The sequence below is a fragment of the Mycobacterium sp. ST-F2 genome, assembly GCF_001905655.1.
In the GTDB taxonomy this organism is placed as follows: domain Bacteria; phylum Actinomycetota; class Actinomycetes; order Mycobacteriales; family Mycobacteriaceae; genus Mycobacterium.
The window spans coordinates 11,098-31,436 of record NZ_JMHT01000022.1; the positions used below are offsets into that span (position 1 = coordinate 11,098).

A 20,339-nucleotide genomic window follows, 5' to 3' on the forward strand; every position below is an offset into this window, starting at 1 on the left:
ACAGTAATCTTAAGATTTCTTTAACCCTGCGAACGCCGCGACGTCCCCGATCACGATGATTGCGGGAGGTCGGATGCCCTCCGAACGGATGTCTTCCGGCGCGTCGGCAAGCGTCGTCTGCAGCGTCTGCTGCGCCGCCGTCGTCCCATGCTGAACCACCAGGACCGGTGTTTCCGCAGGTCGGCCGCCTTGCAGCAGAACCTTGGCGAAAAGCTCGATCCGCTCGACGGCCATCAGCAGCACGATCGTGCCGCGCATCGCGGCCAGTGCGTCCCAATTCACTAACGATTCCGGGTGTCCCGGCGCGACATGGCCGCTGACCACGACGAATTCATGCGTGACGGCCCGATGGGTGACCGGAACCCCGGCCAGCGCCGGAACGGCTATGGCACTGGTCACACCGGGTACGACAGTGACCGGAATGCCCGCCTCGGCGCACGCCAGCACCTCTTCATAACCGCGCGCGAACACGAACGGGTCACCGCCCTTGAGGCGCACCACGAACTTGCCTTGCTTGGCCCGATCGATGAGGACGGCGTTGATCGCGTCCTGCGCCATCGCCCGGCCGTACGGAATCTTGGCGGCGTCGATCACCTCGACGTGCGGGCCGAGTTCGGCGAGCAGCTCCTGCGGTGCCAGCCGGTCGGCGACCACCACATCGGCGTGGGCCAGCAGCCGGCGGCCGCGGACGGTGATCAGCTCGGGGTCCCCCGGACCACCGCCGACGAGCGCGACTCCGCTGTAGCTGTCGGGTTCGGCGGCGTCGCCGATGGCGCCGCGCTGCAACGCCTCGCGAATGGCGGTGCGCAGCGCAGCCGAGCGCCGGTGCTCGCCGCCGGCCAGCACCCCGACGGTCAAACCGTCGTATTCGAAGGACGCCGGCGTCACGGCCGTGCCTTCAGAGCCGGCGTCGGCGCGGACGCAGAAGATGCGGCGACGGTCGGCCTCGTCGGCCACCGCGGCGTTGACGGTCTCGTCGTCGGTCGCGGCCAGCACGTACCAGGCGCCGTCGAGGTCGTCGTTCTGGAATTCCCGTGAGGTGAGGGTGATGCCGGTGCCGTCGGGGTTGTCGACCAGCGCCTCGACCACCGGGGTGGCGGCGGGCGCGACGACGTGCACGTCGGCGCCACTGGCGATCAGCAGCGGCAGCCGGCGCTGGGCAACGCTGCCGGCGCCCACGACCACGACCTTCTTACCGGTGAGGCGCAGGCCGACGAGGTAGGCGTTCTGAGTCACTCGGCGAGTTTAGTTGCCGCGGATACGAACCGGCGCACCGCGTGCGGGTGCGCGGCCGGATGGGTGTGCAGGTAGCCGGCATGCACACCGCCGTGGACGGCACCGTCGTGCACGGTGGCCTGCCCGGCGCCCCGGAAGACCCAGGCCGGCGGCTGCTCATCGATGAATTCGACTGTGGTGCGGTGAAATTCGTGACCGGTGACGCGCTCCCCCGCGGCATGCATGCTGGAGTCGACCATCGCGACGGCATCGCGGTAGCCGAGCGTGAGGCGCTCGGTGAAGCGCGCCGACCCGCGCAGCACCCCGCACATGGGGTGACCGTCGAGGTCGTGGACCAGGTAGGTGAGCCCGGCGCACTCGGCGTGTACCGGTGCGCCCGTCGCGGCCAGCGCGGCGATCTGTTCCCGCACAACGGCATTGGCCGACAGTTCGGCGGTGAACTGCTCGGGGAAACCGCCGGGGATGACGAGCGCCCGGGTGCCGTCGGGCAGCGGGTCGGTGAGCGGGTCGAAGGCCGCGACCTGCGCGCCGGCCATCCGGAGCAGCTCGGCGTGCTCGGCATACCCGAAGCTGAAGGCCTTCCCCGCGGCCAGCGCCACCGTGACGTTCGCCACCGGTTCCAGGTCGGGGGCCCACGGGGGTGCCAGCGCCCCGATCCCGGCGCATCGGGCGACGGCCTCGATATCCACGTGCCGCGCGACGAGCTCGGTCATGACGTCGACCGCCTCGTGCGCCCGCCGGCCGTGCTCGACGGCGGTGACGAGGCCAAGGTGCCGCGACGGAATCTCGAGACCGCTGTCCCGCGGGATCGCGCCGAACACCGGAATGCCCGCCTGCTCGCAGGCCTGCCGCAGCACCTGTTCATGCCGCGGCGATCCCACCTTGTTGAGGAGCACCCCGGCGATCCGCACGGGCGCTATCCCCGTCGCTGCGCTCGCCCCGGCCTGGCCGAACGTCGAAAAGCCGTGCAGCAGAGCGGCAATGCTCTGACTCTGGCCGCGGGCGTCGACCACCAGCACCACGGGAGCGCCGAGCAGCCCGGCGACATGGGCGGTCGACCCCGGCGCCGGGGACATCGCCTGCTCGGTGATGCGTCCGTCGAACAGGCCCATGACGCCCTCGATGACGGCGATGTCGGCGCCCACGCTGCCGTGCCGGTACAGCGGCCCGATCAGGTCATCGCCGACGAGAACCGGGTCCAGGTTGCGACCGGGCCGGCCGGTGGCCAGCTCGTGGTAGCCGGGGTCGATGAAGTCGGGCCCGACCTTGGCGGCGCTGACCCGGTGCCCGGCGCGGCGCAGGGCGCCCATCAGGCCCGTGGCCACGGTGGTCTTGCCGCTGCCCGAGGCCGGCGCCGCGATGACGACGGCCGGGACGGGGTTGGTGGTCACGCCACACTCACCATTCGATACCGCGCTGGCCCTTACGGCCGGCGTCCATCGGATGCTTGATCTTGGTCATCTCGGTCACCAGGTCGGCGGCGTCGAGAAGCTGCGGCGGCGCATCGCGGCCGGTGATGACGAGGTGCTGGGTGCCGGGACGCTGGGTCAGCGTCGTCACCACGTCGTCGATATCCAACCAGCCCCACTTGAGCGGATAGGTGAACTCGTCGAGGACGTAGAAATCGTGCTGTTCGGCCGCCAGCCGGCGGGAGATCTCGGCCCAGCCTTCGACGGCCGCTGCGGCGTGGTCGGCATCGGAGCCCTGCCGGCGGGTCCACGACCAGCCCGAGCCCATCTTGTGCCACTGCACCGCTCCCCCGACGCCCTGCTCGTCGTGCAGCCGGCCGAGTGCCTGGAACGCCGCTTCTTCCCCGACCTTCCATTTGGCGCTCTTGACGAACTGGAACACCGCGACATCGAAACCCTGGTTCCAGGCGCGCAGCGCCATACCGAACGCGGCGGTGGACTTCCCTTTGCCGGGGCCGGTGTGCACGGCCAGGATCGGTGCGTTGCGCCGCGCCCTGGTGGTCAGCCCGTCATCGGGGACGGTCAGCGGTTGTCCTTGTGGCATAGCTGTTTTCCTTACCGGTTCACTTACGCCGCGGCTTGCCCGGCCCGGACCACACGAGCCAGGTTGTCGGCGCGCAACTGCTCCAGTTGCACGGCGGGCGCACCGAGTTGACCGGCCAACTGCTGCGCCAATCCCAGTCGAATATAAGAGGTTTCGCAGTCGACGACGACGGCGGCAGCCCCTTCGGCGACCAGGAGTCCGGCGGCGGTCCGGGTCCGGCCCAGCGGATCGGGCCCACCCGTCGCGCGGCCGTCGGTCAGTACGACCACCAGCGGACGACGGACGCGGTCGCGGGTCTTCTCCCGGAGCACCACGTCCCGCGCGGCCAGGAGTCCTCGCGCCAGTGGAGTTTTCCCGCCGGTATCGAAGCGGGCCAGGCGCCGGCCGGCGATGTGCACCGACGACGTCGGGGGCAACAGCAGCTGAGCCTCCGCTCCGCGGAAGGTGACGACGGCGACCTTGTCACGGCGCTGATAGGCGTCGCGCAACAGCGACAGCGTCGCCCCGCTCACCGCGGACATACGGTCGCGCGCAGCCATGGAACCGGACGCGTCGACGACGAAGATCACCAGATTGCCTTCGCGCCCTTCGCGGATCGCGTGGCGGACGTCACCCGGAGCCACCTGCAGCCGGCCGGCCTGCGGACGGCGGTCCGCCGCTGCCAGCAGCGTGCCGAAGACGTGCACGCCGTGGCCGGCCCGGGCGTCGTCGGTGACCGAGACCGGGGTGCCGGTCCGGTTACGGGCCCGCGAACGCCGGCCCGGGGCGCCCTCACCGACACCGGGCACGACCAGCGCCCGGGTCCGGAACGTCGCCGACGGCGGCGCGCTGGGTCGCGACGCACTACTGGGAGCGGCCGAGTTTCCTTGCGGTGCAGCATCTTCCGAGGTATCCGCGGAAACGCCGCCGCCCGGCGGATCGGGATCCGGTTCGGGCTCTGACCGGGATTCGGCGTCCGCCTGCGCCATCGCATCGTCGAGCTGCTGCGGGTCCAGGCCCGGGTCGTCAAAAGGATCGCGCCGACGGCGGTGCGGCAGCGCAAGTTCGGCCGCGACCCGGATGTCTTCCTCGCCCACCTCGGCAGCGCCTCGCCACGCGGCGTGCGCGACAGCGGTCCGCGCCACCACCAGATCAGCGCGCATGCCGTCGACGTCGAACGCCGCACACAACGCCGCGATGCGGCGCAACTCGTTGTCCGGCAACAACACCGAGGACACCGCCGCGCGGGCCTTGGCGATGCGGCCGGCCAGCTCGGCGTCGTCGGCCGCGTAGCGCGCACCGAAACCCGCCGAGTCCGCTTCGTAGGACATGCGGCGCCGGATGACCTCGACGCGGACGTCGACGTCGCGCGACGCGTACACGTCGACCGTCAATCCGAAGCGGTCGAGCAACTGCGGGCGTAGCTCACCCTCTTCGGGATTCATGGTGCCCACCAACATGAATCGGGCCTCATGCGAGTGCGAGACACCGTCGCGTTCGATGTGCACGCGGCCCATGGCGGCGGCATCGAGCAGCACGTCGACCAGGTGGTCGTGCAGGAGGTTCACCTCGTCGACGTAGAGGACGCCGCCGTGCGCGCGGGCCAGCAGGCCCGGCGAGAAGGCGTGTTCGCCGTCCCGCAACACCTTCTGCAGATCGATCGAGCCGACGACGCGGTCCTCGGTCGCGCCGATCGGCAGCTCCACCAGCCGGGCGTCGGCGTCCACGGCCGCCAGCACCTCGGCAAGGCCGCGCACCGCAGTCGATTTGGCGGTGCCCTTCTCGCCGCGGATGAGCACGCCGCCGATGTCGGGGCGCACCGCGCAGAGCACCAGGGCGAGCCGCAGCCGGTCCTGCCCTACGAGCGCGCTGAAGGGATACGGTGCCGTGACCGCACTCACCGAGTCTCCGATCCGTGCCGGAGCATCGGCACATGGGGAATACCGTCGTCGAGGAATTCGTCACCGGCGCGGACGAATCCGTGCCGTGCGTACATGTCCTCGAGGTAGGTCTGGGCGTCGATCCGGCAGGGGTAGCTGCCCACTTCGGCGAGTGCGGCCTGCATCAGCCGGGTGGTGTGGCCCTGACCGCGGTCGGCACGTTTGGTGCACACCCGGCCGATCCGGAAGACCTTCTCGCCCCCGGGATGCTCTTCCATCAGTCGCAGCGTCGAAATGACTTGTCCGTCAGGGCTTTCCAGCCAGAAGTGTCGGGTCTCGGCCAGCAGGTCGCGGCCGTCCAGTTCTGGGTAGGGGCAGGCCTGCTCCACCACGAAGACTTCGACGCGCAACTTCAGCAACTCGTACAGCGTTGCGGCGTCGAGATCCTTGGCCCAGCTGCGCCTCGGTGTGGCGGTCATCCGGCCTCGAAGATCAAGCCGGCTGGTCGAGCTTGAGCACCTTGGTCCCCCAGTCCCACACCTCGCGGTACAGCTTGGGTTCGCCGGACAGGTTGACGCCCAACGAGGGCACCATCTCCTTGAGCTTGGGCAGCCAGGCCTGGTAGCGGTCGCCGAAGCAGCGCTCCAGCACCTCGATCATGGCCGGCACCGCGGTGGACGCGCCCGGCGACGCACCGAGCAGACCGGCGATGCGGCCGTCCTCGGCGGTCAGGACCGTGGTGCCGAACTCCAGCACACCACCGATGCCCTTGCGGCGGATCACCTGCACACGCTGGCCCGCGATGTCCAGCTCCCAGTCGGAATCGACTGCGCTGGGGGCGAATTCGCGCAGCGAATCGACGCGCTCGCCTTCGCTGAGGGCCAGCTGCTCGAGCAGGTACTTCACCAGACCCAGTTCGGTGACGCCGACGCCGAGCATGGACGCGAGGTTGTTGGGCTTGACCGACAGCGGCAGGTCGGTGATCGAGCCCTGCTTGAGGAACTTCGGCGACCAGCCGGCGAACGGCCCGAACAGCAGCCAGGACTGGCCGTTGATGATGCGAGTGTCCAAGTGCGGCACCGACATCGGCGGGGCACCGACCGACGCCTGGCCGTACACCTTGGCCTGGTGCGCCGCCGTCAGGTCCTGGTTGTCGGTGCGCAGGAAGGCACCACCGACCGGGAACCCGCCGAAGCCCTTGGCCTCCGGGATACCGGCCTTCTGCAGCAGGTGCAGCGCGCCACCGCCGGCGCCCAGGAACACGAACTTGGCGTTGATCTTCTGCTTGTCGCCGGTGCGCCGGTTGAGCACGCTCAACTTCCAGCTGCCGTCGGACTGCTTGCTCAGGCCCGTCACCTCATGGCCGAACATGGTGGTCATGCCGCGCTGCGCGGCGAAGCCGATGAGCTGCTTGGACAGCGAACCGAAGTCGACGTCGGTACCGTCGGTGGTCCAGTTGAGCGCGACGGGCTCGGTGAAGTCGCGCTGCTCGGCCATGAACGGCAGCCGACGGGCGAACTCATCCTTGTCGTCGATGTACTCCATGGTCGAGAACAACGGGTTGGTGACCAGCGTCTCGCGCCGCTGGCGCAGGTAGTCGAGGTGCTCGGCACCGTGCACGAAGCTGACGTGCGGGATGGGGTTCAGGAAGCTCTTGACGTCCGGCAGCACCCCGTTCTCCACGGCGTACGCCCAGAACTGCCGGGTCACCTGGAACTGCTCGTTGACGCTGACGGCCTTCTTGATGTCGATGGTGCCGTCGGAGTTGCGCGGCGTGTAGTTGAGCTCACACAGCGCCGAGTGGCCGGTACCGGCGTTGTTCCAGGGATCGCTGCTCTCGGCAGCGGCACCGTCGAGGCGCTCGATCATGGTGATGGACCATTCGGGCTCCAGCAGCCGGATCAAGGCTCCGAGCGTGGCGCTCATGATGCCCGCGCCCACGAGGACGACGTCGGTCTGTGCGCTCTCAGCTACGTTTGCATTCGACACGTGATCGCTGTCCTTCGTACTCGGGTTACCCGCCGGTATTGACGGATGCTCGGTGCTCAAGGTTATCGCGCCGCAGTTCGCCGCCGACGCGCTATCTCCTCCCATCGACCATGATGTTCGTCGCAGTTAGGGTTGAGTACGTGACGCCGCAGGAGCCACAGGGACCACCCGACTGGCAACCGGACGTGCTGCCCGGGTACTGGCAGCAGACCATGGCACTGGGTACCGACCCCGACGGTGAGGGCGACCTGGTCGCCACCGTGGTGAGGCGCGGGCAGCCCGGGCGGGTCACGCAGGCGGTCCTGGTCATTCATGGCTATACCGACTACTTCTTCCACACCGAGCTCGCCGATCACTTCGCGGCGCGCGGCATCGCGTTCTACGCGATAGACCTGCATAAATGCGGACGGTCGCGGCGGCCGGGGCAGACCCCGCACTTCACCACCCACCTGGCGTCCTACTACGACGAGCTGCGCCGCGCCCTGCAGCTGATCGCAGCGGATACCGACGGTGCCAGGGTGTGCCTGTACGGCCACTCCGCCGGCGGACTGATCGCGACGTTGTTCGCCGACCGGCTCCGCCGTGACGGCGCGCCGGCCGCGCACCACGTCACTGGCCTGATCCTCAACAGCCCGTTCTTCGATCTGCACGGGCCCGCCGTCCTGCGCACGGCTCCGGTGTCGGGCACCCTGCGCGCGCTGGCCCGGTTCCGCAAGCTCGCGGTGATCCGGCAGCCGACCGAGGGCGGCTACGGCACCAGCCTGCACCGCGATCACGGCGGTGAGTTCGACTACAACCTGGACTGGAAACCGTTGGGCGGCTTCCCCGTCACCATCGGCTGGATCAACGCCATCCGGCGGGGACAGCTGCAACTGCACCGCGGGCTGGACGTCGGGGTGCCGAACCTGATCCTGCGGTCGGACCACACGGTGGCCGAAACCACCACCGCGGTCGGGATGGAGCGCGGCGACGCGGTGCTCGACGTCAGCCAGATCGCGCGGTGGGCCGGCTGTGTCGGCAACCGCAGCACCATCGTCCCGGTCGCCGACGCCAAACACGATGTGTTCCTGTCGCTGCCGGGGCCGCGCGCCGTCGCGTTCGCCGAGCTGAACCACTGGCTCGACGGTTATCTACAATCCGCATCTCCCACAACGCAACACGAACAGGCCTGACGCCATGGAGCATTACGACCTGACCATCATCGGCACCGGTTCGGGCAACAGCGTGCTCGACGAGCGGTACGCCGGCCTGAAAATCGCGATCTGCGAACAGGGCACGTTCGGTGGGACCTGCCTGAACGTCGGCTGCATCCCGACCAAGATGTTCGTCTACGCCGCCGACGTGGCCCAGACCATTCGGCACAGCGCCACTTTCGGCATCGACTCCCACATCGACGGCGTGCGGTGGCCGGATATCGTGGACCGGGTCTTCGGCCGGATCGACCCGATTGCCGCCGGCGGCGAGGAGTACCGCCGCAGTCTGCCGAACGTCACGGTCTACGGCAGCCACACCCGCTTCGGCCCGACGTTGCCCGACGGGACGTACACATTGCGGACCGCCGACGGAGACGAATTCAGTTCCGACCGGGTGGTGATCGCAGCGGGCTCGCGCAGTTGGATTCCGGAGCTCATCGCCAAGTCCGGCGTGCCCTACTACACGAGCGACGACATCATGCGCATCCCGGCGCTGCCCGAGCACCTGGTGATCGTCGGCGGCGGCTTCATCTCGGTGGAATTCGCGCACGTGTTCTCGGCGCTCGGGTCGAAGGTGACCATCGTGCTGCGCGGCGACCGGCTGTTGAAACGGTGCGACGAGGAAATCTGCCGACGGTTCGGCACGGTCGTCTCCAAGAAGTGGACGGTCCGCACCCACGAGAATGTCATCGACGCGCGGCAGGATGCTCACGGCGTCGTGCTCGAGTTCGACGACGGCGAGACGCTGACGGCCGACGCGCTCCTGGTGGCGACCGGTCGCGTGCCCAACGGCGATCTGCTCGATGTGCAGCTGGCCGGGGTGACTCTCGACGACGACGGTTACGTCGTGGTCGACGAGTACCAACGCACCACGGCGCGTGGGATTTTCGCTCTCGGTGACGTGTCGTCGCATCATCAGCTCAAGCACGTCGCCAACCACGAAGCCCGGACAGTGAAAGAGAATCTGCTGCGCGACTGGGATGGCGAGCTGGTGGCCAGTGATCACCGGTTCGTGCCCGCCGCGGTGTTCACCGATCCGCAGGTCGCGATGGTCGGCATGAACGAAGCCGAAGCGCGCGCCGCGGGTTTCGATGTCGTGGTGAAGGTGCAGGACTACGGCGACACCGCCTACGGCTGGGCCATGGAGGACACCACCGGCGTGGTCAAGCTGATCGGCGAGCGCGGCACCGGCAGGATTCTCGGCGCGCACCTCATGGGGTATCAGGCGTCGTCACTGATTCAGCCCCTGATCCAGGCCATGTCCTTCGGGCAGTCGGCGCAGGACGTCGCGCGCGGCCAGTACTGGATTCACCCGGCACTGTCCGAGGTGATCGAGAACGCGCTGCTGGGACTCGTCTAACTGTCGGCGGGGCTCAGCCGGGCCGTCCACTTCTCCTCGATGCGGCCCCAGCGCCACACCAGCAGCGCCACCACCCAGGTGCCGACGAACACTCCGACGATCGCGAAACCCACGATGTTGAGGTCGATTCCACCGATCCACGCCCAGACGCCACCCGACCACCCGAGCTCCTCGGCCAGCAACCCGAGCAACTCGATGGTCCCGATCACCAGGGCCACCACGACGGACAGACCGGTGATGGTGAGGTTGTAGTAGACCTTGCGCACCGGCCGCGCCAGCGCCCAGCCGTACGCGAGATTCATGAACGCGCCGTCGATGGTGTCCAGCAGGCTCATGCCGGCCGCGAACAGCACGGGCAGGCAGAGGATTGCGTACCACGGCAATCCGGCCGACGCCCCGGTTCCGGCCAGCACCAGCAGCGCCACTTCGGTCGCGGTGTCGAAGCCCAGGCCGAACAGCGCGCCGAGCGGATACATCTGCCAGGACTTGCTGATGGTACGGGTGAACCGGCGCAGGATGCGGTTCATGAAGCCGCGATTGTCGAGCTGATGCTCCAGCGCGGCTTCGTCGTACTCACCGCGGCGCATGCGCAGGAACACCTGCAGGATGCCCACCAGCACAACGACATTGATGGCGGCGATCAGGTAGAGGAAGACGCCCGAGACACCGGCGCCGATGAGCCCGGTGTAGCGATGCAGCATCGACGAATCGTCCTGCAGCGGTCCGACGAGCGACGTGATGCCCAGCGACAACACCAGCGCGAGGCCGAACACGATGGTCGAATGCCCGAGGGAGAAGAAGAATCCGACGCTGAGCGGCCGGTTCCCGTCGTGCCTGCCCGCGTTGTCTGCCATGAGCTTGCGGGTGGTGTTGTCGATGGCGGCGATGTGGTCAGCGTCGAACGCGTGCCGCAGCCCCAGGGTGTACGCGGTGAGACCGATTCCGATGCCGAGTGCCGTCCCGCCGACGGTGTGATGCTCCGGCACGACGACCAGGATCAACGTGCCCCAGCCGATGAGGTGCAGTGCGGCGATCACACTGAACATCGCGGCCAGTCGGACCCGATCCTGCCTCGACAACGAGCGTCCAAGACGAGCGACCGACCCCGTCACTGCTGCGGCCTGTCACCGGAAGCTGCCCCCACAGGCGAGAGTCTAAATGCGTTTCGCGACAAGGGCTCCAGCAACGTCCAGGATGGGCGCAGAGTTACCGCCCAGTGGAAGCGCCGAGGCCAGGCGGGCCCATCCGAGAGACATGGATCCCACTGGAGCCGATTTAACAAGCTTGCGATCCGTCGGCGTCGACAAGGCCGCCGCGGCAAACTGTGCCGCTTCACATCCACCGCCCCGACCGGCCCGAATATTCGACAATTACGTCAATATGGTGATTTCGCTAACTTTTCGACTGGCCGGCGAGCACCCCATCGGCAACTTCCCAACATTTGCCAGCAGGCACGCATCGACCCCCCGAGTGCCGTTGCCCAGTAACCCGGGCGCCTCATTAGTCACACGACCAGCAAATATTTGAGCCACCTTTGAGGGCGCTTTGCGTGGTGACCTGCCCAGAAAAATTCGTTTCAACCTCGCCTAATACCATTCGGATTTCTTTACAGAGAGGTAAATTGCGGTTTGGTCACAGCCACAGCAAAGGAGAGTCTCATGGATGTCGCAGTTCGCTCATGCCTCAGCGCGGGCGTGTGCATGGCAAGTGCCAGCATTATCGCGCTCAGTCCGGTCACTCCGATGCTCCCGGACATCCAGTCGGCGGCGTCGAAGGCGGTGAGTTCGGCCAGCGTCAGCCTCACCGCGACCTTTGATCCCCTTCAGCCGTGGATCGACGCCTTCAATGAAGCGGCCGCCGGCGCAAAAATCATCTTCGACGTGTGGCGCCCGACTCCCGCCGTCCTGCTCCAGCAGATCATCGCCAACCAGATCGGGTACGCCGAAGAGATCATCAGCGCCCCAGGCAACATCCCCGATGTCATCCAGCAGATGGTCGCCAACACCCGCAGTGCCATCTCGAGCAGCGTGCTGGTCGGCGCGGATGCCGCCACCAAGGCCACCGTCCTCCCACAAACCATGGACTTGTTACACAACCTCATCTTCGGGGCCCTGCCGACATTCCTGCCGCCGACGATGTCCCCGGTGGTCAAGAACCTCGTCGTCCAGACGCTGAACTTCATGGCCTCCCCGGCCAGCGCCGTACTCCTCGGCCTCGTCGGGCCTGCCGTCAGCCCTATGGTCGCGCTGGTCAACACCGTAACCAGTGCCATCAACCACGTCCGAGGCCCGAACCCGGACTTCAAGGCCGCGGTGCAGGACCTCATCAACATCCCGGCGAACATGGCGAACGGCTTCCTCAATGGCGCCACGCTCAACATGAAAGGCCTGGTGCCACTGGTCAACCGGGTGCTCCCGTTGCCGCCCGGCGTCAGTGTCGCGCAACTGAGCATGGCTTTCGGCGGAATGTTCACGCCCGGCAAGACTCTTGCCGGCATCGGCGGGTCGACGTTCAACGCGCTCGGACTCCAGCTTTCAGGACTGCCGTTACCGCCGATCGCCGGCGCTCCGGTCGGGCCGTTGGGCGCAGCGGTGGCGTTTGAGCACATCATCGCCAAGGCCATCGGTTGGAGCGGTTCAGGAAACCCCCTGCCGGTCTCCGCTGTAAAGCCGGCGCCGACCTCTGCTGTGGGAACGAATTCGATCACGTCGATCCCGTCACCGAACCCGGTGGCCGGGCTGACCGTGAATCCCACCGCCGCATCCGGCACGCCGGACACGTCCGATACGCCTGACACTCCGGCGCCGAAGCGCGACAAGAAGAAGGCCAACAAGACGAAGACGTCCGAGAACGCCGGCAACGCGCCGAAACTGAGCAACAACGACAAGAGCACCAAGCCCGGAAAGCACTCGAAGGACAAGGGCAAGAAGGTCAAGGACCCCTCGGGCACCGACAGCTAGTCACACACCCTCACGAGCGGTGGGCCTCCTCGTTTCCGGGGCGGCCCACCGCGGCATGCCCGATGTCAGCCCAGCAGTTCGCGAATGTCGGACGCCGTGATCGCCGAGCCGAACATGTCGCCGTCATCGATCACCGCGGCGAACAGTGCGCGCTTGCGTTCCTGCAGCGCGATCACCTTCTCCTCGATGGTGTTCTCGGACACCAGCCGATAGACGTTCACCGGGCGCTGCTGGCCGATGCGGTGCGCGCGGTCGACGGCCTGCGCCTCGGCTGCCGGACTCCACCACGGGTCGCACAGGAAGCAGTAGTCGGCGGCGGTGAGATTGAGGCCGAAGCCGCCGGCTTTCAGGCTGATCAGGAAGACCTTGGTCCGCCCCGAACTGAAGGCGTCGATGGCCTCGGCCCGGCGCCGCGCGTCGACCGACCCGTCCAGGTAGCTGTACTCGATCCCTGCGGCGTCCAGGCGCTCCCGCAGAATCGCCAGAAATCCGGTGAACTGACTGAAGACCAGCGCGCTGTGATCCTCGGCGACCAGCTGGTCCAGTTGTTCGATCAGGAAGTCCACCTTGGTGGACCCGGCCTCCATGGTGTCCGGGTCGACCAGGCCGGGGTGCAGGCTCAGCTGGCGCAGCAGGGTGAGCGAACGAAAGATCTGGAAGCGGTTCTTCTCCCACTCCCCCAGCAGGCCGAGCACCTTCTGCCGCTCGCGCGCCAGCCGGGTGTCGTAGATCTTCCGGTGTTTGGCCGACAGTTCGATGGCCAGCACCTGCTCCTGCTTGGGCGGCAGTTCCTTGACCACCTGATCCTTGGTGCGGCGCAACAGCACTGGCTTGATCCGCTGGCGCAGCGTCGCCAGGCGTCCGGGCTCGCCGCCGGACTCGATGGGCTTGCGGAAGTAGCGCTCGAAAACCTTGGGGCTGGGGAACAGCCCCGGCACCGTGATCGACAGCAGCGACCACAGCTCCATCAGGTTGTTCTCCATCGGGGTGCCGGTGATGGCCAGCTTGAACGGCGCATCGAGTCGGCGAGCACACTGGTGCGTCTTGCTGTGGTGGTTCTTGACGAATTGCGCCTCGTCGAGAATCATTCCGGCCCAGCCGATTTCGCGATACCTGTCATTGTCGATGCGCAGCAGCGTGTAGGTCGTGACGACGATGTCGGCGGCGGCAACCTGCTCGGCGAGGGGGACGGCGGCGCGGGCGTCGGTGCTCGACACCACGACGGTGGTCAGGCCGGGTGCGAACTTCGCGCATTCGGCCGCCCAGTTGCCGGCGACGCTGGTGGGCGCCACGACGAGGAACTTGCCCGCGCCCTGCTCGACGGCTCGGGTGATCAAGGCCAGGGTCTGGACGGTCTTGCCCAGACCCATGTCGTCACCCAGCACCCCGCCGAGTCCATTGTCCCACAGGAACGAAAGCCAGTTGAGTCCAGCGTGTTGATAGTCGCGCAGTTCGGCCTGCAATCCGGCGGGCGTCGGTACCGGGACGGGCGGCTGCGCCGCGGCCAGCCGGGCCATGTTGTCGCGCCACTGCGCCAGTTCACGGTCGACGACGCCGAGGCTCAGCAGCTCGTCCCACAATGTAGCGTTCAGGGACGACGCGTTCACCCGGTCGCCGTCGAGCTCGCCCAGTGCCTGGGCTTCCTCGATCAGGGCGCGCAGCTTCAGCAGTTCCGGGGTGTCGAGCCGGAAGTACACCCCGTTCGGGAGCAGCATGTGTGTTGCGCCCAAAGCCAATTCGGCGATGACGGCCGACAGCGCCACCGGGTGACCGTCGACGTCGATGGTGATGTGCAGGTCGAACCAGTCCTGCGCCAGTTCCTCGTCCTCGGCGGCCCCGGTACCGAACCCCAGCTGGGCCCCGGCCTCTGAGAGCCGGAACGCCGCGGCGCGCTCGTCGACTTCGATGATCAGCTGGTCAAACGCCGCGAGCTGCGGCAGCACCTCGTGGCACAACACCGCGATCTGGGGCAGTGACTGCCGGCGCGACAGCAACAGGGAGGCCAGCGGGTCATCCGCAGCGGACAGCCCCGAGACCGCTTCGAGCGCCGGCGCGACGGCCCGCCACATCGTGTCCTCGGCGGCGCTGTCCCTGATGCCGCTCGGGCGCGTGACGCCGACCGCGTCGAACTCCTGGCGCTGCCCGTTCACCTCGTAACGGGTGCGCCACTTCACGTGGCCGTCAACGTCATTGGTCGTGATGGCGAGCACCGGCAGCGGCCCTACGATGTCCGGCTCTGCGAACAGTCCCTCCACCATGTCGACGGCCACCGTCCGGCGCAGCCGTGGCAACATGTCCACCGCGAACTCGCCCAGCGCCTCGGGCGGAATGTGTACCGTCTCGCCCCCCGCGATCAGTTTGAGCAGCGTGGGGCCGGGCACCGGTGCGAAGGCCCCGAGATGCAGGATGCCGTCGACCAACTGATGGATACCGTGCGGCGTGGGCGTGCCCACCAGACCGACGCCTTCGGGCGCCCGTGGTTCGCCGTCGACGATCAGCACCGTCGCCATCTGCGCGCCGCCGGTATCAGAGACAGTGAAGTCGAGCCGCAACTGGACGTCCTTGGCAAGCTGAACAGCCCTGATCCCGGCACCCGGCAACAGGACGGTGCCGGCCTCGACGGCCTGGTCCAGATCGGCCCAAAAGCGTTGCCCCACAGTGGGGAGCACCAACTGGTCGCTGCTGTACGGGTAGTAACCGGGCACGCCGAGGATCATCGATCGCAGTGCGCTGTACTGATCCCGGTCGAACTCGCCCGGATCGGCCGTGTCGAAGAGGCGGCGCCAGGTGATCCCGGTCTTGATCCAGTTTCCGCGCTTGCCGAGCGTCAGCGGTCGCAGCGTCGCAATCGGCGTCGTGTGGTACCGCCCCGCGGGCAGCATGCCGAACTCGAGCGCCAATGGCTTGCCACCACTGTCGCCGTCGGTGTCGGTCATCTCGTCCAGCAACGAACCCAGCACCACTTGCCAGCGTTGCGGCGCAGCCCGGTCGGGTGCGCTCGGAATCGCCGCCATCAGCAGGGCGACGGCATGCTTGCAGTACCGCCCCACCGGGCAGGTGCAGACGGTGTACTCGATCTCGAGGCCGGTGCGCGCGCCCGACAGTGCCACTTCGACGTCGTAGTACTCGGACTTCGAACCCAGGCAGGAGCCAGTGAGCGTCCCGTCTACCGGGTCGTACCGGGCGGCCACCACGCGTCCCTGGTTCGCGTAGGTCTCGCCGCGGGCCAGCGTCTGGGCGTTGAAGGCACGCAGCAACTCGTGTGGCGCGAGCGCTAGCCCAGCCGTGGAGTCGGTGCCATCCATCTCGTCACGATAACGGCCGGGACCGACAGTCCCTGCCTTCCCGTCGCTTCGCCCGCCCCGAGCAGGCCAGCTCCCGTCGCTTCGCTCGCCCCGGCAGGTCTACCAGGTACTGCTGCGGAGCACGATCTCGTTGGCCACCTGTGCGGTGAACTCCTCGGCGCTGCGGCGGCCCACCAGCTCGGACATCCGGAATTCGCCGTAGATGAAGCGCTGTCCGGCTTGTGCCCGCGCCCGGGCATCGGCACTGGTGACCACCACGGTGGTGTTGATCTCCACCGGCGGGCACGCGTCGCCCGACTCCCCGTCGGCGCGCGGATGGCTGCCGTCGATCGCCACCAGGGCGGTGAACCGGTCCAGTCGAGTGGCCGCCAGCCGCCAGGCCAGCTCCCCCGCGCCGGCATCCGCGAACAGCAACGCCCACTTCACCCCGACCGTATCCAGAATGCCGACAACCGAATTCACGGTCAGCCGATCGTCGGCTTCGATCACCACGGTGCGCAGCGACGCGGTGTGCAGCAACTCGCACAGGGCGTCGTGGCCGGCCTTTGCCTTTTTCGTCACGAGCATGACGACGGTCGTGGCGGCGTCGGGGCCAGACACGTCGACGGTGGCGCCGAAGCCGTCGACGGTCGGGATGATTGGCATGACGCCACCGTAGCGAACGCCGCGGGACCGCAGGTACCGATATTCAGCAGCTGCCGCCTCCACCACAGCCGCCGCCACCACCACAGCCGCCCCCACCGCCGCCGCAGCCCCCACCGCCGCAACCACCGCCGTCCGAGCATCCGGACCCGCCGGCATCCCAGCCTCCTCCACCGGAGCCTGCGTAGCCATAGCCCGTGCCACCGGCCGAGCCCGCGCGATGAACCGTGCCCGCCCGACGACGTGGTGGCCGGCGTCGGCCGATCACGATGGCCATGCCGATGATGATCCCGATGACCGCAAAGCACACGACCATTGGTATCCAGGACGAAGAGCCCTCGCCGGCGCGGGCTGCCGGCCCGGTCGCGTCGATCGCGCGTACAACGTTCATGATCTGGCTCACACCCTCGTCGCTCAAGCCGTCGGCCGCAAGTTCAGGTCCCGGTAGTCCCGGCCGATCGTCGACGTCCCGTGGCGGTGCTGCCCGCCCTGGCACAGCGTGTTCGCCACCACCACGATGTCGCAGGAATGGCCGGCGGCCACGGCGGCCGACGCGGGCATGAATTCAATTGCGCTCCAAGCAGATCCGAGGGAACCGAGCGTGATCAGGGCACCTGTCACGACGGAGACCATGGACCGGGCGAAATAGGTGTTCGGGTACATCGTGACCTCCTCATTTCTGTTGATGAGCACATGTTTTCCCCGCGCCGGGCGCAGCGGAACAGTCCTCGCCTCGCGCCGGGTCTTTCCTTGCACGATCCTCAGATTCATTGCGAAATCAGCAGGTCTACGTATTCGGCGACCTACCATCAGGCCATGCGCGTGCTGCTCGTCGAGGACGATCAGGGTGTCGCGGCTGCGCTCGCCGAGCTCCTGGAACAGACCGGTCTCACCGTCACCCACACCACCCGCGGGGACGATGCGCTGAACCGCGTCAAGGGGTGTGACCTGGTACTACTGGATTTGGGCCTGCCCGACATGGACGGGCTGGACGTGCTGCGCACGCTGCGCAAGGCATCGACCGCACCGGTGATCATCATGACCGCACGCGACAGCGACGGCGCCGTGGTGCTGGGACTGCGGGCCGGGGCCGACGACTACCTGGTCAAGCCCGTGCGAAAGGCGGTGCTGCTGGCGCGGATCGAGGCCGTCATGCGGCGGGTGCAGCGTAGCGCCGGTCCCGTCGTACACCCGCCCGTCGTGGCCGGGCCGGTGACCATCGACCGGGACCGCCACGAGGTCACCTTGGCGGGCCAGAAGCAGGCGCTCACCAAAACCGAATACCAGATTCTGGCCACGCTGGCCGCTCGTCAGGGTGAAGCCGTCAGCCGTGAAGAGGTCATGCTCGAGTGCTGGGGTACCGCCGTCGTCGGTCGGTCCCGTTCGCTGGACTTCTTCGTCGGCCAGATCCGGGCCAAGCTGACCGGAATACCGCTGCACACCGTGCGCGGCTTCGGTTTCCGGTTGGACCGCTGACGTGGGTCTGCGGGTCCGCGCTCTCCTGATGACGCTGCTCCTCATCGCAACGGCGGCGTTGGCGATCCCGCTGGCCCTGAGCCTGGCCAACCACCGCACCAATGTCCTGCACACCGAACGCGAGCGACAGTTGACGGCGCTGGCCGACATCGCCGCCACCGCAGCCGCACCCGACCAGGAACTGGTCGACCGCTACCAGCAGGTGTACGGCGAAGGCGCCCTGATCGTCGATGCCGACGGCAGGACGCTGGCGGCCAGCGGACTGTCCGCCGCCGACAGCGGAGTGACGACTGCCGCCGAACGCGCGCTGTCCGATGCCCCCGCCGCGCCGCGCGCCAGGATCATGCCCTGGGACCGGCAATCGATGTTGGCCGCCAAGGGAATTCGACGCAACGGCGAGCTGGTGGGAGCGGTGGTCCTCGACGTGGATCCGTCCAAGGCGGCGCACGACATCACCGTGGACTGGTTGTGGATTGCGGCGGGCTGCATCGTGTTGCTCGGGGTGGCAGCCGTCGCCGCACAGAGTGTGACCCGGTGGGTGCTGCGGCCACTGGTCGGACTGGAGCGCGCCGTCGAGGACATGGCCGGCGGCATCGCGGGCCAACCGGCTCATGTGTCGGGACCGCCTGAGCTGCGGCGTTTTACGTCGGCGTTCAACGCGATGGCGCAAGCGGTGCACGCTTCGCTCGACCATCAACGCCGGCTCATCGCCGATGCCTCACACCAGTTGCGCAACCCACTGGCTGCCGTCCGGCTGCGCGCCGACACCCTCGAAGACCATGTCACCGATTCGGGGCGCCCGACCTACGATTCGATGTCGGCCGAACTGGACCGGCTGGAGAACCTGCTGGCCCAGTTGCTCCGGTTGGCGCGCGCCGAGCAGGCCAGCCACAGCCACCGGTCCGGCCTGGCTGCGGCAGTTCATGATTCGACGGACCTGGACAGCGTCGCCGCGCAGCGGCTCGATTTCTGGCAGGCCACGGCCGACCAGAGTGACCAGCGGCTGCGCTTCGAGACGGCGCACCCGCATCTGGCGGTGCAGATGCCGCGCCACGATGTCGAGCAGCTGCTGGACATCGCGTTGGACAACGCGTTGCGCTACTCCGGTACGGGAACCACCGTCACCGTGTCGACGACGCCCACCGATACCGGCATCGAACTCACCATCAGCGACGACGGCCCGGGCCTGCCCGCCGATACCATCGCCCAGGCGGCCACGCGGTTCTGGCGCGGGCACAGCGACAGCGAGGGCACCGGTCTGGGCCTGGCCATCGCCACCGAAATCGCTGCCGCACACGGCGGATCGGCGTCGGTCGCCAAGTCCGCCGACGGCGGCCTCGCGGTCCAGTACCACCTACCGGCGAGCACATCATGACGCTGACCCGACGTGCATTCCTCGCCTCCTCTGCCGCGGCGGTCGTCGCGGGCTGCCTGCCGAACAGCACGCAGGGCACCATCCGGTTGGCCGCGGGCGATCGTGGTGGTTTGTACCTGCAGGTCTGCGAACTCTTCGCCCAGCGCCTGCGGCTCCGGTATCCCGGCGTCGTGGTCACCGTGATGCCCACCGCCGGTAGCGTCGACAATCTCAATCTGTTGCAATCGGGTCAGGCCGACATGGCGCTCGCCCAGGCCGACGTGGTCAACCGGCACCGGCGTGGCAGAGCACCGGCCGACTCACCGCTGGCAGTGGCGCGCGTCTACGAAAACTATGTCCAGCTGGTCGTGCCCGACGCATCCCCCATCCGTCAGGTGAATGATCTTGCGGGACTGCGGGTTTCGACAGGACCACCGGGCTCTGGCGTCGCGGCTGTCACCACGGTGCTGTTCGGTGCGGCGAAGCTGACTGATCGGATCCGCCGGGTTGACCTGCGTCTGAACGACGCAGTGGCCGCACTCGGTAACCACACCATTGATGCCCTGGTCTGGTCCGGCGGCATCCCGACCCCGGCCATCGCCGAGTTGGACAAGACACTGCCGCTACGCATCGTCGATCTGACTCCATGGGTCGCGCCGATGTCGGAACTGTCGTCCTATCCGTACCTGCTGCTGCGCGCGCCGATCGGCGCCTATGTACCGACGAGTGTCTACACCATCGGCTCCGCCGATCTGCTCCTGTGCCGGCCAGGCCTGTCGAACGCGTTGGCGGCTGCCGCGGTCGACGTATTGGCAACGGACGCAACGCAGCTCATGCCACCCGAAGTGCGTGGTCTGCAGTACCTGCAACCGCCGAACATGATCCAGACGGGCCGAATCCCCTTGCACCCCGGGGCCATCGAGGAATACCGCGTGCTACACGGCTGAGAGCC

The 20,339-nt window shown here is 67.8% G+C and carries 16 protein-coding genes; 6 read left to right on the forward strand and 10 right to left on the reverse strand.

Features of this window, described 5'->3' with window-relative positions; translation table 11 throughout:
* Window positions 1-9 precede the first annotated feature (9 nt).
* The 6 genes from cobA to mqo are packed head-to-tail and all read right to left on the reverse strand — an operon-like array spanning window position 10 to window position 7,097.
* Window positions 10-1,236, reverse strand: a complete 1,227-nt coding sequence (cobA, locus tag EB75_RS09330) for a uroporphyrinogen-III C-methyltransferase (protein WP_073695144.1) — start codon at window positions 1,234-1,236, stop codon at window positions 10-12.
* Window positions 1,233-2,627: a cobyrinic acid a,c-diamide synthase CobB gene (locus tag EB75_RS09335; RefSeq protein WP_073695145.1), complete on the reverse strand. Its 1,395-nt coding sequence runs from the start codon at window positions 2,625-2,627 to the stop codon at window positions 1,233-1,235. Before EB75_RS09335 ends, cobA begins: the two co-directional genes overlap by 4 nt.
* Window positions 2,628-2,634: 7 nt before the next feature.
* The gene (gene cobO / locus EB75_RS09340; RefSeq protein ID WP_073695146.1) at window positions 2,635-3,249 is read right to left on the reverse strand and encodes a cob(I)yrinic acid a,c-diamide adenosyltransferase; all 615 of its coding nucleotides are present in this window, start codon (window positions 3,247-3,249) and stop codon (window positions 2,635-2,637) included.
* Between the two features lie 23 nt (window positions 3,250-3,272).
* Window positions 3,273-5,129, reverse strand: coding sequence for a magnesium chelatase subunit D family protein (locus tag EB75_RS09345; RefSeq protein ID WP_073695147.1), 1,857 nt, complete (start codon window positions 5,127-5,129; stop codon window positions 3,273-3,275).
* Window positions 5,126-5,587 (reverse strand): GNAT family N-acetyltransferase, encoded by a 462-nt coding sequence (locus tag EB75_RS09350; RefSeq protein WP_073695148.1) that lies wholly within the window; start codon window positions 5,585-5,587, stop codon window positions 5,126-5,128. The genes EB75_RS09345 and EB75_RS09350 overlap by 4 nt, the downstream gene beginning before the upstream one ends.
* Window positions 5,588-5,600: 13 nt before the next feature.
* Window positions 5,601-7,097 (reverse strand): malate dehydrogenase (quinone), encoded by a 1,497-nt coding sequence (gene mqo / locus EB75_RS09355; protein ID WP_073695149.1) that lies wholly within the window; start codon window positions 7,095-7,097, stop codon window positions 5,601-5,603.
* Window positions 7,098-7,309: 212 nt separating this feature from the next.
* Here mqo and EB75_RS09360 point away from each other — a divergent pair, with 212 nt between their 5' ends.
* Window positions 7,310-8,269 carry an alpha/beta hydrolase gene (locus tag EB75_RS09360; RefSeq protein WP_217267686.1) on the forward strand — a complete coding sequence of 320 codons (960 nt, stop codon included), beginning with the start codon at window positions 7,310-7,312 and terminating at the stop codon, window positions 8,267-8,269.
* Between the two features lie 4 nt (window positions 8,270-8,273).
* Window positions 8,274-9,650: a mycothione reductase gene (gene mtr, locus EB75_RS09365; RefSeq protein ID WP_073695151.1), complete on the forward strand. Its 1,377-nt coding sequence runs from the start codon at window positions 8,274-8,276 to the stop codon at window positions 9,648-9,650.
* Here the strand turns inward: mtr and nicT are convergent.
* The gene (gene nicT, locus EB75_RS09370) at window positions 9,647-10,762 is read right to left on the reverse strand and encodes a Nickel transporter NicT (RefSeq protein WP_174557647.1); all 1,116 of its coding nucleotides are present in this window, start codon (window positions 10,760-10,762) and stop codon (window positions 9,647-9,649) included. The genes mtr and nicT overlap by 4 nt on opposite strands.
* 588 nt (window positions 10,763-11,350) lie before the next feature.
* On the opposite strand from nicT, the gene gjpA reads away from it, so the two are divergent.
* Window positions 11,351-12,610 (forward strand): outer membrane porin GjpA, encoded by a 1,260-nt coding sequence (gjpA, locus tag EB75_RS09375; protein WP_073695153.1) that lies wholly within the window; start codon window positions 11,351-11,353, stop codon window positions 12,608-12,610.
* 65 nt (window positions 12,611-12,675) lie between these two features.
* Here the strand turns inward: gjpA and EB75_RS09380 are convergent, their stop codons facing one another.
* The 3 genes from EB75_RS09380 to EB75_RS09390 form a co-directional block, all read right to left on the reverse strand.
* Entirely contained in the window at window positions 12,676-15,915 is a 3,240-nt protein-coding gene (locus EB75_RS09380) for a DEAD/DEAH box helicase (RefSeq protein ID WP_073695154.1), read from the reverse strand.
* A 99-nt stretch (window positions 15,916-16,014) separates the two neighbouring features.
* The gene (locus EB75_RS09385) at window positions 16,015-16,560 is read right to left on the reverse strand and encodes an alpha/beta hydrolase (protein WP_073695309.1); all 546 of its coding nucleotides are present in this window, start codon (window positions 16,558-16,560) and stop codon (window positions 16,015-16,017) included.
* Window positions 16,561-16,971: 411 nt separating this feature from the next.
* Window positions 16,972-17,220: a hypothetical protein gene (locus EB75_RS09390; protein ID WP_142239517.1), complete on the reverse strand. Its 249-nt coding sequence runs from the start codon at window positions 17,218-17,220 to the stop codon at window positions 16,972-16,974.
* 153 nt (window positions 17,221-17,373) lie between these two features.
* Here EB75_RS09390 and EB75_RS09395 point away from each other — a divergent pair, with 153 nt between their 5' ends.
* Genes EB75_RS09395 through EB75_RS09405 form a run of 3 tightly spaced genes read left to right on the forward strand, consistent with a single transcriptional unit; the run spans window position 17,374 to window position 20,334 of the window.
* The gene (locus EB75_RS09395) at window positions 17,374-18,033 is read left to right on the forward strand and encodes a response regulator transcription factor (protein ID WP_073695156.1); all 660 of its coding nucleotides are present in this window, start codon (window positions 17,374-17,376) and stop codon (window positions 18,031-18,033) included.
* Between the two features lie 28 nt (window positions 18,034-18,061).
* On the forward strand, window positions 18,062-19,408 hold the full coding sequence (locus tag EB75_RS09400; RefSeq protein WP_286150136.1) for an ATP-binding protein: 1,347 nt from the start codon (window positions 18,062-18,064) through the stop codon (window positions 19,406-19,408).
* On the forward strand, window positions 19,405-20,334 hold the full coding sequence (locus EB75_RS09405) for a TAXI family TRAP transporter solute-binding subunit (RefSeq protein WP_073695158.1): 930 nt from the start codon (window positions 19,405-19,407) through the stop codon (window positions 20,332-20,334). The genes EB75_RS09400 and EB75_RS09405 overlap by 4 nt, the downstream gene beginning before the upstream one ends.
* Window positions 20,335-20,339 lie beyond the last annotated feature (5 nt).

Excerpts from the sequence above, each read along its gene's own strand:
- EB75_RS09400 (WP_286150136.1), top strand. The coding sequence starts at position 18,062 with ATGACGCTGCTCCTCATCGCAACGGCGGCGTTGGCGATCCCGCTGGCC.
- EB75_RS09395 (WP_073695156.1), top strand. The coding sequence starts at position 17,374 with ATGCGCGTGCTGCTCGTCGAGGACGATCAGGGTGTCGCGGCTGCGCTC.
- cobO (WP_073695146.1), bottom strand. The coding sequence starts at position 3,249 with ATGCCACAAGGACAACCGCTGACCGTCCCCGATGACGGGCTGACCACC.
- gjpA (WP_073695153.1), top strand. The coding sequence starts at position 11,351 with ATGGCAAGTGCCAGCATTATCGCGCTCAGTCCGGTCACTCCGATGCTC.
- EB75_RS09350 (WP_073695148.1), bottom strand. The coding sequence starts at position 5,587 with ATGACCGCCACACCGAGGCGCAGCTGGGCCAAGGATCTCGACGCCGCA.
- EB75_RS09385 (WP_073695309.1), bottom strand. The coding sequence starts at position 16,560 with ATGCCAATCATCCCGACCGTCGACGGCTTCGGCGCCACCGTCGACGTG.
- EB75_RS09390 (WP_142239517.1), bottom strand. The coding sequence starts at position 17,220 with ATGTACCCGAACACCTATTTCGCCCGGTCCATGGTCTCCGTCGTGACA.
- mtr (WP_073695151.1), top strand. The coding sequence starts at position 8,274 with ATGGAGCATTACGACCTGACCATCATCGGCACCGGTTCGGGCAACAGC.
- EB75_RS09360 (WP_217267686.1), top strand. The coding sequence starts at position 7,310 with ATGGCACTGGGTACCGACCCCGACGGTGAGGGCGACCTGGTCGCCACC.
- EB75_RS09405 (WP_073695158.1), top strand. The coding sequence starts at position 19,405 with ATGACGCTGACCCGACGTGCATTCCTCGCCTCCTCTGCCGCGGCGGTC.
- EB75_RS09380 (WP_073695154.1), bottom strand. The coding sequence starts at position 15,915 with ATGGATGGCACCGACTCCACGGCTGGGCTAGCGCTCGCGCCACACGAG.